This window comes from Achromobacter animicus, from assembly GCF_040775605.1.
GTDB classification, from domain to species: Bacteria; Pseudomonadota; Gammaproteobacteria; order Burkholderiales; family Burkholderiaceae_B; genus Achromobacter; species Achromobacter animicus.
Genome location: NZ_JAYGJK010000001.1, coordinates 4,637,180 through 4,649,656 on the forward strand (window position 1 = coordinate 4,637,180; position 12,477 = coordinate 4,649,656).

Consider the following 12,477-nt stretch of genomic DNA (forward strand, 5'->3'; position numbering starts at 1 on the left):
AGACTGCAATGACTGAAATCTGGTTCATCCGCCACGGCGAAACCGACTGGAATCGCCAACGGCGCCTGCAAGGCTGGCAAGACATCCCCCTGAACGAATTCGGCGTCAACCAGGCCAGCCTGCTGGCCGCGCGCCTGCACGAAGAGGCCAAGCACACGCCAATCCACGCGATCTACAGCAGCGACCTGCAACGCGCGCATGCGACGGCCGTGCCTGTGTCGGAGCAGCTTGGCCTGCGTGTACGCGTGGAACCCGGCATCCGCGAGCGGGGCTTTGGGGTGCTGGAAGGCCTGGACCATGAGCGCATCGACGTCCTGGCGCCGGAAGCCGCGGCGGCATGGAAGAGCCGCGATCCGCTGCGCCCGCTGGACGGCGGCGAATCGCTCGGGCAGTTTCAATCGCGCGTCATCAGCACCGTGGACGATATCGCCAGCCGCCATGAGGGCGAGCGCATCCTGATGTTCACCCATGGCGGCGTGCTGGACATCATTTGGCGCCATGCATCGGGCGTGCCGCTGAATGCGCCGCGCGACGCGGCCCTGCTCAATGTCAGCATCAACCGCGTCGGCGTTGACGGCCGTAAATGGGAAGTGCTGGATTGGGGTGATGTGACGCACATCGCCGCCGAAGTGGGCGACGACGTGGTGCCTTGAGGGACATGCCTGCCCCCGTCCGGCGGGCGCCGGACGGCTGGCCTCACACCGTTTTGCGCGGCTTGCGCGGGGCGTTTCGGGCCAGCCTGTCGTAGACGGCATTGGGCAGCAACCGCATCAGCTTGGCCACCACTCCCATTTGCCACGGAATCACCGTGTAGCTCGTTCCCCGGCTGATTGCCGCGTGCGCGCGGGTGGCGAAGGCGTCGGCTTCCATCAGGAAGGGCATCGAGTACGGGTTATGCGCCGTCATGGCCGTCTTGATATAGCCGGGCGCGATCGTCACGACGCTGATCCCCTGCGCGGCCAGTTCCAGCCGTAGGCTTTCGCAATAGGTCACCACCGCCGATTTGGACGCGCTGTAAGCGCCGGCACCGGGCAGGCCGCGTATGCCCGCCACGCTGGCGATCCCGACCATGCGCCCTGCCCCCGCCGCACGCATCGGCGCGATGAAGGGTTCGAACGTGGACACGGTGGCCAGCAGGTTGGTGTCGACGATGGCCTTGAAGACGTCGAAATCCTCGCCGTGGTCGGTCAGCGTGCCGGCGCTGATGCCGGCGCTGGCGATGACCACATCCACCCTGCCCTCGCAGAACGCGATGAAGTCCTGCGCCGCGGCGTGCAGCGCCGTGCGGTCGCGCACGTCCACGGCATAGCAGCGATGCTCACCCGGCAGGCTGGCGGCCAGTTCGCGCAGCGCTTCCTCGCGGCGGCCCAGCAAGCCCAGCGTGGCGCCCTTGGCTGCGTACTGCTGCGCCAGGGCGCGCCCCAGGCCGCTGCTGGCGCCCGTGATGAAGACTTTGTCCATGTCCTGACCTGCCTGTTGTCGCGTTGCAAAAAATTAGGGCACGCTTTCGCGTGCCCTAATTGTGATCTGCCGGCTTACTTCTGCAGGGAAGCGTGAAGCTCTTGCAGCGGGTAGACCTGCAGGCCGAGGCCCTGGCGCAGATACTGCATGCCTTCGACCGCGGCGCGGGCGCCGGCGATGGTCGTGAAGAAGGTCACGCGGGCGGCCAGCGCCTGGGTGCGGATGGTGCGCGAGTCGGCGATGGCGTTGCGGCGCTCTTCGACGGTGTTGATGACCAGCGAGATTTCGCCGTTCTTGACCATGTCGACGATGTGCGGGCGGCCTTCGTTGACCTTGTTGACCACCTGCACCGGGATGCCGGCCGCTTCGATCTCGGCGGCCGTGCCGCGCGTGGCGACCAGCTTGAAGCCCAGGGTGTGCAGGCCGCGAGCCACTTCAACGGCGCGGGCCTTGTCCTGGTTCTTGACGCTGATGAACACCGTGCCGGACTCCGGCAGGCGCACGCTGGCGGCAAGCTGCGACTTCACGAAGGCTTCGCCGAAGCTCATGCCCACGCCCATCACTTCGCCGGTCGACTTCATTTCCGGACCGAGGATGGTGTCCACGCCCGGGAACTTCACGAACGGGAACACGGCTTCCTTGACCGAGAAATAAGGCGGCACGACTTCCTTCGTGATGCCTTGCGCGGCGAGGGTCTGGCCGGCCATGGCGCGCGCGGCGATCTTGGCAAGCTGCAAACCGGTGGCCTTGGAGACGTAAGGCACCGTGCGCGAGGCGCGCGGGTTCACTTCCAGCACGTAGACGTCACCGCCCTGGATGGCGAACTGCACGTTCATCAGGCCGCTGACGTTCAGGGCCTTGGCCATCATCGTGGTCTGGCGCTTGATCTCGGCGATGACTTCCGCCGACAGCGAGTACGGCGGCAGGCTGCACGCCGAGTCGCCCGAGTGCACGCCGGCCTGCTCGATGTGTTCCATGACGCCGCCGATGAAGACGGTTTCGCCGTCGGCCAGGCAGTCCACGTCGACTTCGGTGGCGTTGTTCAGGAAGCGGTCGAGCAGCACGGGCGAGTCATTGCTGACCTTCACGGCTTCGCGCATGTAGCGCTCGAGGTCCTGCTGCTCGTGCACGATTTCCATCGCGCGGCCGCCCAGCACGTAGCTGGGACGCACGACCAGCGGATAACCGATTTCGGTGGCGTGGGCCAGGGCCTCGCCTTCGGTGCGCGCGGTGCGGTTGGGCGGCTGACGCAGGCCGAGCTTGTTGAGCAGCTTCTGGAAGCGCTCGCGGTCTTCGGCGACGTCGATGGATTCGGGGCTGGTGCCGATGATGGGCACGCCGTTGGCTTCCAGGGCGCGCGCCAGCTTCAGCGGGGTCTGGCCGCCGTACTGGACGATCATGCCGACCGGGTTTTCCTTGTGGACGATTTCCAGCACGTCTTCGAGCGTCAGCGGCTCGAAGTACAGACGGTCGGAGGTGTCGTAGTCGGTGGACACGGTTTCCGGGTTGCAGTTGACCATGATGGTCTCGTACCCGTCGTCGCGCAGCGCCAGCGCGGCATGCACGCAGCAGTAGTCGAATTCAATGCCCTGGCCGATCCGGTTCGGGCCGCCGCCCAGCACCACGATCTTCTTGCGATCGGTGGGGGCGGATTCGCACTCTTCCTCGTACGTGGAGTACATGTAGGCGGTGCGGGTGGCGAATTCGGCGGCGCAGGTGTCGACGCGCTTGTAGACCGGACGCACGTTGAGCTGGTGGCGCAGCTTGCGCACTTCGGATTCCGAGGAATCCAGCAGGAACGCGAGGCGGCGGTCGGAGAAACCGCGGCGCTTCAGTTCGAACAGCGTGGCGTAGTCCAGGTCGGCCAGCGTCTTTTGCTCGAGCGCCAGCTCGATGTCGACGATTTCCTTGATCTGCGAAAGGAACCACGGGTCGATGTGCGTGATGTTGTGCACTTCGTCCAGCGTGAAGCCTTGCGCGAAGGCGTCGCCCACGTACCAGATGCGTTCCGGACCGGGCTCGCCCAGTTCGACCTGCAGCTTTTCGCGGTCGGTGGTCTTCTGGTTCAGGCCGTCGACGCCCACTTCCAGGCCACGCAGCGCCTTCTGGAACGATTCCTGGAAGGTGCGGCCGATGGCCATGACTTCACCCACGGACTTCATCTGGGTGGTCAGGCGCGCGTCGGCGGTGGGGAATTTTTCAAATGCGAAACGCGGCACCTTGGTGACCACGTAGTCGATCGTGGGTTCGAACGAAGCCGGCGTGGCGCCGCCGGTGATCTCGTTGCGCAGCTCGTCGAGCGTGTAGCCGACGGCCAGGCGCGCGGCGACCTTGGCGATGGGGAAACCGGTGGCCTTGGAGGCCAGCGCCGACGAACGCGACACGCGCGGGTTCATCTCGATGACGATCATGCGGCCGTTCTTGGGATTGACGGCGAACTGCACGTTCGAGCCGCCCGTATCCACGCCGATCTCGCGCAATACCGCGATCGATGCGTTACGCATGATCTGGTATTCCTTGTCGGTCAGCGTCTGGGCCGGCGCGACGGTGATGGAGTCGCCCGTGTGGACGCCCATCGGATCCAGGTTTTCGATGGAGCAGACGATGATGCAGTTGTCCGCCTTGTCGCGGACCACTTCCATCTCGAATTCCTTCCAGCCGAGCAGCGACTCTTCGATCAGGAGTTCGCTGGTGGGCGAGGCTTCCAGGCCGCGGCGGCAGATGGTTTCGAATTCTTCGGCGTTGTAGGCAATGCCGCCGCCCGAACCGCCCATCGTGAAGCTGGGGCGGATAACGGCGGGGAAACCGGAGGTGCCGACTTCGGCCGCGATGCGGCGCTGCACTTCCCAGGCTTCGTCCATGCTGTGGGCGACGCCCGACTTGGCCGATTCCAGGCCGATGTCGGTCATGGCCTGCTTGAACTTCTGGCGGTCTTCGGCCTTTTCGATGGCGTGTTCGTTGGCGCCGATGAGTTCCACGTTGTGCTTCTTGAGCACGCCATGGTGGGCCAGGTCCAGCGCGCAATTCAGCGCGGTCTGGCCGCCCATCGTGGGCAGCAGCGCATCGGGCTTTTCACGCTCGATGATTTTTTCGACGGCTTGCCAGGTGATGGGCTCGATGTAGGTGACGTCGGCCGTTTCCGGGTCCGTCATGATCGTGGCCGGGTTGCTGTTCACCAGGATGGTGCGGTAGCCCTCGGCCTTGAGCGCCTTGCAAGCTTGCGCGCCGGAGTAGTCGAATTCGCAGGCCTGCCCGATGATGATGGGGCCGGCGCCGATGATGAGAATGCTTTTTAGGTCTGTACGCTTGGGCATGATGCAGTCTTTACTTTTGGCCGGACATCAGGCTGATGAACTTGTCGAACAGCTCGAGGATGTCGTGCGGACCCGGGCTGGCTTCGGGGTGACCCTGGAAGCAGAAGGCCGGGCGGTCGGTGAGCTCGAAGCCTTGCAGCGTGCCGTCGAACAGCGAGACGTGCGTCACGCGCGCGTTGGCGGGCAGGCTGGCTGCGTCGACACCGAAACCGTGGTTCTGGCTGGTGATGAACACGCGCTTGGACGCGAGGTCCTGCACCGGATGGTTGGCGCCGTGATGGCCGGTTTTCATCTTGACGGTCTTGCCGCCCACCGCCAGGCCCATGATCTGGTGACCCAGGCAGATGCCGAACACAGGCAGCTTCTTGTCCAGGAAGGCGCGGGTGGCGTCGATGGCGTAGTCGCAGGGCTCGGGGTCGCCGGGGCCGTTGGACAGGAACACACCGTCGGGATTGAGCTTGAAGACGTCTTCGGCGGTGGTCTGGGCCGGCACCAGCGTGATGCGGCAGCCACGGTCGGCCAGGAGACGCAGGATGTTGCTCTTTACGCCGTAGTCGTAGGCGACCACGTGGAACTTGGACTGGTCGGGCGACGTGAACCCGCCTTCGAGCTGCCAGGTGCCTTCGGTCCAGCCGGTGCTTTCCTTGATGGACACGACCTTGGCCAGATCCTGGCCGGCCATGCCGGGAAAGCCGCGGGCGAGTTCAACGGCGCGCTCGGCGTCGGAACCCACGAGGATGCAAGCGCCCTGGGCGCCCTTTTCGCGCAGGATGCGCGTGAGCTTGCGGGTGTCGATGCCGGAAATGGCAACGATGCCCTGCTCGGTCAGGTAGTCGGGCAAAGATTGCGTGGAACGGAAGTTCGACACGCGGGCGGGGCAGTCGCGTACCACCAGGCCGGCGGCATAGACGCGATTGGATTCCACGTCTTCGGCGTTGACGCCGGTGTTGCCGATGTGCGGATAGGTCAGCGTGACGATCTGACCGCTATAGCTGGGATCGGTGAGAATTTCCTGGTACCCGGTCATCGCGGTGTTGAACACCACTTCGGCAACGGTATGGCCAGGCGCACCGATCGACACGCCTCGAAAAATGGTACCGTCCGCCAGAGCCAGAATTGCAGGAGGGAAGCGGTTGATCCCCTCGGGAAAGAGTTGCGGCAGCACAGTAAACCCCGGTTTTAGAATCGATAATCAAACCTTCGGATTATACCTCGAGCGGCCGTTTTTCCCGGAGAACCGCGCCAAATAAGGCCGAAACCGGGTTTTTCGGCCGTTTTGCCGCGCCGTTGCGCGGCCTGCAATCAGCGCCCCTCGCCCTTGCGGCGGACTGCGGGCCGGCAGCGTCGGTGATACGCTAGCAGCACCTTCAACCCTAGCCAGCTGCGAGTCGTATAAGTCCATGCCCAGCCAACTTGACGCCCTGCGTGACCACACCACCGTTGTTGCCGACACCGGCGATTTCGAAGCCATGAAGGCGTTGCGTCCCACGGACGCGACCACCAACCCGTCCCTGATTCTGAAGGCCGTCCAGCAGGACGCCTACCGCCCGCTGCTGGAAAAGACCGCGCGCGAGCACCGCGGCGCCTCCACCGCCGAACTCATGGATCGCCTGCTGGTCGCCTTCGGCCGCGCGATTCTGGACATCGTGCCGGGCCGCGTGTCCACCGAAGTGGACGCCCGCCTGTCCTTTGACACCCGCGCCACCATCGAACGCGCCCGCGGCCTGATCGCCCTGTACGAAGCCGCCGGCATCCCGCGCGAACGCGTGCTGATCAAGATTGCTTCCACCTGGGAAGGCATCCAGGCCGCCCGGGTTTTGCAGTCTGAGGGCGTCCGCTGCAACCTGACCCTGCTCTTCTCGCTGCCCCAGGCGGTCGCCTGCGCCGATGCGCACGTGCAGCTCATTTCGCCTTTCGTCGGCCGCATCTACGACTGGCACAAGAAATCGGCCGGGGCGAACTGGGTCGAAGACGACAACACGGGCGCGCGCGACCCGGGGGTTCAGTCCGTCACCAATATCTACCGCTACTACAAGCACTTTGAAATCCCGACCGAGATCATGGGCGCGAGCTTCCGCAACGTGGGTCAGATCCTTGCGTTGTCCGGCTGCGACCTGCTGACGATCAGTCCGGACCTGCTGAACAAGCTGGCCGCCACTGAAGGCGACGCGCCCGCCCAGCTTCGCGCTGACGACGCGCGCGGCGACATTGCGCGCATCGGCGCGGACGAAGTGACGTTCCGCACGCTGCTCAATGACGATGCGATGGCCAGCGAAAAGCTGTCCGAGGGGATCCGCCTGTTCGTGGCCGACGCCATCAAGCTGGATGCCCTGATCGACGCGCAGCGAGGCTGAGTCAGTGCGGCGCGCGGTTGCTGTCCGCGCGCCCTTGCCTAGCGGTGATCGTGAGAGTGCACCTGCAGCGCTTCCAGGAACCGCGATACCATGTTGTACGCGGCGACTGTCGCCGTCAGCTCTACCACCAGCTTTTCCGACCCCATGGCCGCCCGGACGGCGTCGAACACCGCCTCGGGAACCTGCACGTGACGCGTCATGGCGTCCGTGTAGGCCAGCACCGCCCGTTCGCGTTCGCTGAACAGACCCGAGGTTTCCCACGCATCCAGCGCGTCCAGCTGCGCCTGGGATACGCCTTCCTTCAACGCGATCGGCGCATGCTGGTCGGCCTCGTAGGGCGCACCGTTGATGGCCGCCACCCGCATGATGACGAGCTCGCGCAGATCGCCCGGCAACGTGCTGAGTTGCCGGATCGACGTCAGGTAATTCAGCCAGCCGCCGGCCACCGCGGGACTATGCAGCAGCATCTGATACAGATGCAACACACTGCCCCGCTGCGCGACAATGCTTTCCACCAGGGGCCGTGCTTCGGGATGAGTCAAATCAGCGTAGGGCAAACGGGCCATGCAAACTCCGGAAGGTAGGGGGCAGCAAATGCACACATTCTCACAATATCTTTGACATAATGGCAACACACTTGCGCGTCCACGGTATCTCACTCGCATGAATGCGCCCACCGAATCCTACCCCCAACTCACTCTCGCCAATTGCGACAGCGAACCGATACACATACCGGGCGCCATCCAGCCGCTGGGGGCCCTGCTCGCGTTCGATCCCGACGGCACGCTGCGTTACGCCAGCGAGAATGCCGCCCAGTTGCTCGACACCTGCCTGACGCTGGACCAGCCTTGCGCGCCTGAGGCGTTGCCGCCGGGCCTTGCGTACTGCCTGTCCACATGGCTCGGCAACCCCGACCCCATTTTCGATCCGCTGACCATCACGCTGGATCGCGCCACCTATGACGTGATCGGCCATCGCAATGTCGATGGACTGACGATTGTCGAACTCGAGCGCCGGGCCGACGGCGTCGGCATTGCCGCGCCCGAGCGCATCTACCGCAGCATCGAGCGCGTGCGCCGGCAGCGTGACATTCCCGCGCTCCTGGACAGCATGGTGCGCGAAGTGCAGCGCGCCACGGGCTTTGACCGGGTGATGGCGTATCGCTTCCATCCCGACGACAGCGGCGAGATCGTGGCTGAACAGCGACGCGCCGACCTGGACGACTGGGTGGGCCGCCGCTATCCCGCCGGCGACATTCCGGCGCAGGCGCGCCGGCTCTATACGGTAAACACCCTGCGCCTGATCGCCGATGCGACCTACCACCCGGTGCGCGTGCTGAGCGCCCCTTCGCCGGATCCCCGCCCGCTGGACTTGAGCTTCTCGGTCTTGCGCAGCGTGTCGCCCGTCCACCTGGAATACATGGCGAACATGGGGGTACGGGCGTCTATGAGCCTGTCGCTGGTGATCGGCGGCCGCCTGTGGGGCATGATCGCCTGCCACCATCACACGCCGCGGGCCGTGCCCTACCCCGCCCGCCTGGCGTGCGAGGCGATGGCGCAGGTCGTTGCGGCCACGGTGTCCGGCATCGAAGCCAATGAGCGGGCCGAGCAATCCCGCCAGAACGCCGCGCTGGTCAGCAAGCTTGTCGAGCGCGTGTCGGCCTCTGAAAACGTGCATCAGGCGCTGTCGCAGGGCGGTGAGACGCCGGCGTCGCTGGTCCCGAACGATGCCGCGCTGTGCCTCTGGAGCAACAGCGTCACGGTGTTTGGCGGCATTGCGCCGCGCGGCGAACTGGCGGGCATCCTGAACGCGCTGGACCAGAGCGGACAGCGCGTGGTGCACACCACCAACATCGCGCGCGATTACCCCGAATTGCAGACCGAAATCGTCCCGTACGCGGGCCTGCTCGCGTGCAAGTTCGACCCCATGAACAATGGCTGGCTGGTCTGGTTGCGCAAGGAGCAGATCGAGACCCTCGTGTGGGGCGGCAAGCCGGAAAAGCAGTACGCGGTCGGCAGTCTCGGCCCGCGGCTGACCCCGCGCGGCTCGTTCGAAGCCTGGCGCGAGGTCGTACGCGGGGTCTGTCTACCCTGGCTGCCTGGGGAGCTTGAGGCCGTGGACAACCTGCGTGACGAGCTCTCGCACATTTCGACCAGCCGCGCCGCCGACGTCGACCGCGCCCGCACCGCACTGCTGGCCATGCTGGGCCACGACCTGCGCGACCCGCTGCAATCCATCTCCATGGCCGCGACCCTGCTGTCGCGCACCGACACCGGCGCGCGCATGGGCGAGCGCATCCGCTATTCCAGCGGCCGGATGCAGCGCCTGATATCGCAGGTGCTGGACCTGTCGCGCCTGCAAGGCGGCCTGGGGCTGGGCATTGAAAAGCGGCTGTGCGACCTGTCGGCACTGGTGAACGGCCTGATCGAGGAAAAGCGCCAGGCCTACCCCGGCCTGCGCATCGAACCCGACGTGCCGGATGGCCTGACGCTCATGGCCGATACCGACCGTATCGCGCAGGTGGTGACCAATCTGATGGGCAACGCGCGTCAGCACGGCGCGCCCCGTCAGCCCATCATGGTGACCGCCGCAAAAACTGATGACGGCATTACGCTCAGCGTCATCAACCATGGCGGCCCGATCGCCGAAGACGTGCTCGCGCACCTGTTCTCGCCCTTCAAGCCGGAATCGGTGGGCCAGTCGCGCAACCGCACCGGCCTGGGGCTGGGCCTGTACATTGCCGAGCAGGTCGTGCGCGACCACGGCGGCGACATTGCCGTCCAATGCCGCGACGGGCTCGTCATCTTCACGGTCACGCTGCCCCGCGCCATGCCTGAAGCAACCCCCTCTTGAACCTGGGAGACATAACTTGAACGAAGTGCGCGCCATGCGGGTCCTGCTGGTGGACGACAACGAAATGGGATCGGAACTGCTGGCCGAGTTCCTGGCGCTTTCAAACCTGGAGACGCGGTGCGCCGCCACCGGGGCCGAAGCCCTGGAGCTGGTCAACACGTTCGCGCCGGATGCCGTGCTGCTGGACATCCTGCTGCCCGACATGGACGGCTACGAGCTGGCCAAGCGCCTGCGCGAACGCGCCAACCCGCCGCGCATCTATGCGCTGAGCGGCCTTGCGCGGCACGAACGACGCGATGCCATCAACGGCATCTTCACTGGATGGATCGAAAAGCCGGCGGACCCCGACGCGCTCCTGGCCATTCTGCACGAGGCCAACTGACGGTTCTTTCATGATGCAATCCGACACCCTTGGCCTGCTGGCCGCAAAGGGCGTGCAGCTCAAGGTGCTCAGCCAGATCTTCCCCGTGCTGCGCCATGAAGTGCTGGGCCCGCTGTCCAGCGCCTCGCTCGCGGCCGCCATGCTGCGCCAGGCGCCTGAAGGCACCACCGGCGAAGCCGTCCAGCAGCGCTGCGAGCGGCTTGCCGGCGATCTTTCCGACATGCTCGACGAAAGCGTGGGCGTGGTGCGCGAGCTGGATGGTTGGCTGAGCGATGGCGGCGCCATGACGTCCAGCGGCGACCTGCTGCATGACTGCCGCAAGCTGATGTTCTCGCACCTGCTGCTGGCGAGCCACGGCATCCGCTGGCCCGAGCAGGTGGCGCACGCGGACGTGCCGTTGTTCAGCACACGATATCTGGTCCTGGCATGGCTGTTGTGCCTGTTGCCGCTGGTGCCCGCGGATGCGCAGCTCGAAGTGGACGCGTCCGAGCCCGGCGTGTGGCGTGCCCGCGTGCCCGAAGGCGCACCGGCCTCGGACAAGCCGCCGGCTTTTGATCCGCAGGAAATCGAGCTGCTTGCGTCCGCTTCGGGCTGGCGGCTGGAGCGTCAGGATCGCTGCTGGTCGCTGCATCTGCCGGCGTAACCCGCCGCCGTAATATCACCGGCTTGATGTCGCCGGTTTAACCGTCCCAGCAACCTTTCCGCCACGAACCCCATGATTTCTCCCGTCCACCAAGTGCTGCGCGATGGCACCCGCGAACGTCACGAAGCGCTGGACCACGGTCTGGCGCTGGCCGAAGACCATGTCGACCGCGGCCACTATCTGGCCTATCTGCGCGCGCTGCTGGGATGGCTGGAACCGTTGGAGCAACAGCTCTGGGAACTGGACTGGCCGGCGTCGCTGCGCGCCCCTGAGCGGGCCGGCAAGACCGCCTGGCTGCATGAAGACCTGAAGGCGGCGGGCGACCCCGCGGCCGTCGTGCATTGCGCACAGCCGCCGCAGGTGGCGGCGCCCGACGCCTACGCATTGGGCGTCGCGTACGTTGTCGAAGGGTCGCAGTTGGGCGGCCGGTTCCTGGCCAAGCGTCTGCAGGCGGTGGCGCCCGACTTGCCCCAGCGCTACTTGCGCGGGTATGGCGAGCAGGTGGGACCGCTGTGGAAGGAATTTCTGCTGTACCTGGACAGCGAGGCCGGCGCGGCGGGCCGCGAGGAACAGGCGCTGCAAGGCGCCCGCGACGCCTTCGACAGCCTGACCGCCTGGCTGCGCAGCCAGGGCGCGCTGCGGGCCTGAGCCCGGCAGCGCGACCCAAGGCGGATTACAGCTTTTCGGTTTCGCCCGACTTGGGCTGCCACTTCATCAAGCGCTTCTCGCCAACCCCGACGATGGTGTCCAGGATCAGCGCAAAGGCGGTCAGCACGATGATGCCGGCAAACACGGTGTTCACGTCGAACGTCCCTTCGGCCTGCAGGATCAGATAGCCCACGCCGCTTGCCGACCCCAGGTATTCGCCGACGACCGCGCCCACGAACGCCAGACCCACCGACGTGTGCAGGCTGGAAAACACCCAGCTCGTAGCCGACGGCAGGTACACGTGACGCAGCAGCTGGCGCTTGCGTGCGCCCAGCATGCGGGCGTTGTCCAGCAAGGTGGGGCTGACTTCCCGCACGCCTTGATAGACGTTGAAGAACACGATGAAGAACACCAGCGTCACGGCCAGCGCCACCTTGGACCAGATGCCCAGGCCGAACCACATGCCGAAGATGGGCGCCAGGATGACGCGCGGCATCGAGTTGGCTGCCTTGATGTAGGGATCCAGGATTGCGCTGGCGCGCGGCGACAGCCCGAGCCACAAGCCGAAAGCCAGGCCCGCGATCGTGCCGATGAAGAACGCCAGCACGGTCTCGGTCAGCGTCACGGCCAAGTGGTTGTAGATGTCGGCGTTGGTGACGAACCACGCCCAGATGCGCCCCCACACCTTCAGCGGTTCGCCGAAGAAAAAGGCGACCTTCGGATCGCGCGACGCAAAATGCCAGACGGCCAGGATGATGACGAGCAGCAGCAATTGCCAGACGCGCAGGCTGCCGGAACCGGATTTGTTCAGTTTGGGCATGG

The 12,477-nt window shown here is 65.6% G+C and carries 11 protein-coding genes; 6 read left to right on the plus strand and 5 right to left on the minus strand.

The window, feature by feature from the left end:
* The first annotated feature begins 8 nt into the window (after nucleotides 1-8).
* The gene (locus tag AB3147_RS21220) at nucleotides 9-653 is read left to right on the plus strand and encodes a histidine phosphatase family protein (RefSeq protein WP_239215340.1); all 645 of its coding nucleotides are present in this window, start codon (nucleotides 9-11) and stop codon (nucleotides 651-653) included.
* 43 nt (nucleotides 654-696) lie between these two features.
* On the opposite strand, the gene AB3147_RS21225 is transcribed toward AB3147_RS21220, so the two are convergent.
* The 3 genes from AB3147_RS21225 to carA form a co-directional block, all read right to left on the minus strand.
* A complete protein-coding gene (locus tag AB3147_RS21225; RefSeq protein WP_367352899.1) occupies nucleotides 697-1,461 on the minus strand; it encodes an SDR family oxidoreductase in 765 nt (254 codons plus the stop codon).
* A gap of 74 nt (nucleotides 1,462-1,535) precedes the next feature.
* Complete coding sequence (carB, locus tag AB3147_RS21230; protein WP_175126039.1) at nucleotides 1,536-4,775, minus strand: carbamoyl-phosphate synthase large subunit; 3,240 nt, start codon at nucleotides 4,773-4,775, stop codon at nucleotides 1,536-1,538.
* A 10-nt stretch (nucleotides 4,776-4,785) separates the two neighbouring features.
* The gene (carA, locus tag AB3147_RS21235; protein WP_367352900.1) at nucleotides 4,786-5,940 is read right to left on the minus strand and encodes a glutamine-hydrolyzing carbamoyl-phosphate synthase small subunit; all 1,155 of its coding nucleotides are present in this window, start codon (nucleotides 5,938-5,940) and stop codon (nucleotides 4,786-4,788) included.
* Nucleotides 5,941-6,175: 235 nt separating this feature from the next.
* On the opposite strand from carA, the gene tal reads away from it, so the two are divergent.
* A complete protein-coding gene (gene tal / locus AB3147_RS21240) occupies nucleotides 6,176-7,129 on the plus strand; it encodes a transaldolase (protein ID WP_218343185.1) in 954 nt (317 codons plus the stop codon).
* Between the two features lie 38 nt (nucleotides 7,130-7,167).
* Here the strand turns inward: tal and AB3147_RS21245 are convergent, their stop codons facing one another.
* On the minus strand, nucleotides 7,168-7,695 hold the full coding sequence (locus AB3147_RS21245; protein WP_218343184.1) for a carboxymuconolactone decarboxylase family protein: 528 nt from the start codon (nucleotides 7,693-7,695) through the stop codon (nucleotides 7,168-7,170).
* A 97-nt stretch (nucleotides 7,696-7,792) separates the two neighbouring features.
* On the opposite strand from AB3147_RS21245, the gene AB3147_RS21250 reads away from it, so the two are divergent.
* The 4 genes from AB3147_RS21250 (at nucleotide 7,793) to AB3147_RS21265 (ending at nucleotide 11,655) form a co-directional block, all read left to right on the plus strand.
* Nucleotides 7,793-9,982, plus strand: a complete 2,190-nt coding sequence (locus tag AB3147_RS21250; protein ID WP_343738882.1) for an ATP-binding protein — start codon at nucleotides 7,793-7,795, stop codon at nucleotides 9,980-9,982.
* Nucleotides 9,983-10,007: 25 nt separating this feature from the next.
* Nucleotides 10,008-10,364, plus strand: coding sequence for a response regulator (locus tag AB3147_RS21255; protein WP_224776719.1), 357 nt, complete (start codon nucleotides 10,008-10,010; stop codon nucleotides 10,362-10,364).
* Between the two features lie 10 nt (nucleotides 10,365-10,374).
* The gene (locus AB3147_RS21260) at nucleotides 10,375-11,007 is read left to right on the plus strand and encodes a hypothetical protein (RefSeq protein ID WP_218343182.1); all 633 of its coding nucleotides are present in this window, start codon (nucleotides 10,375-10,377) and stop codon (nucleotides 11,005-11,007) included.
* 72 nt (nucleotides 11,008-11,079) lie between these two features.
* Entirely contained in the window at nucleotides 11,080-11,655 is a 576-nt protein-coding gene (locus AB3147_RS21265; protein ID WP_367352901.1) for a biliverdin-producing heme oxygenase, read from the plus strand.
* 25 nt (nucleotides 11,656-11,680) lie between these two features.
* Here the strand turns inward: AB3147_RS21265 and AB3147_RS21270 are convergent, their stop codons facing one another.
* Nucleotides 11,681-12,475 (minus strand): ABC transporter permease, encoded by a 795-nt coding sequence (locus AB3147_RS21270; RefSeq protein WP_175126032.1) that lies wholly within the window; start codon nucleotides 12,473-12,475, stop codon nucleotides 11,681-11,683.
* Nucleotides 12,476-12,477 lie beyond the last annotated feature (2 nt).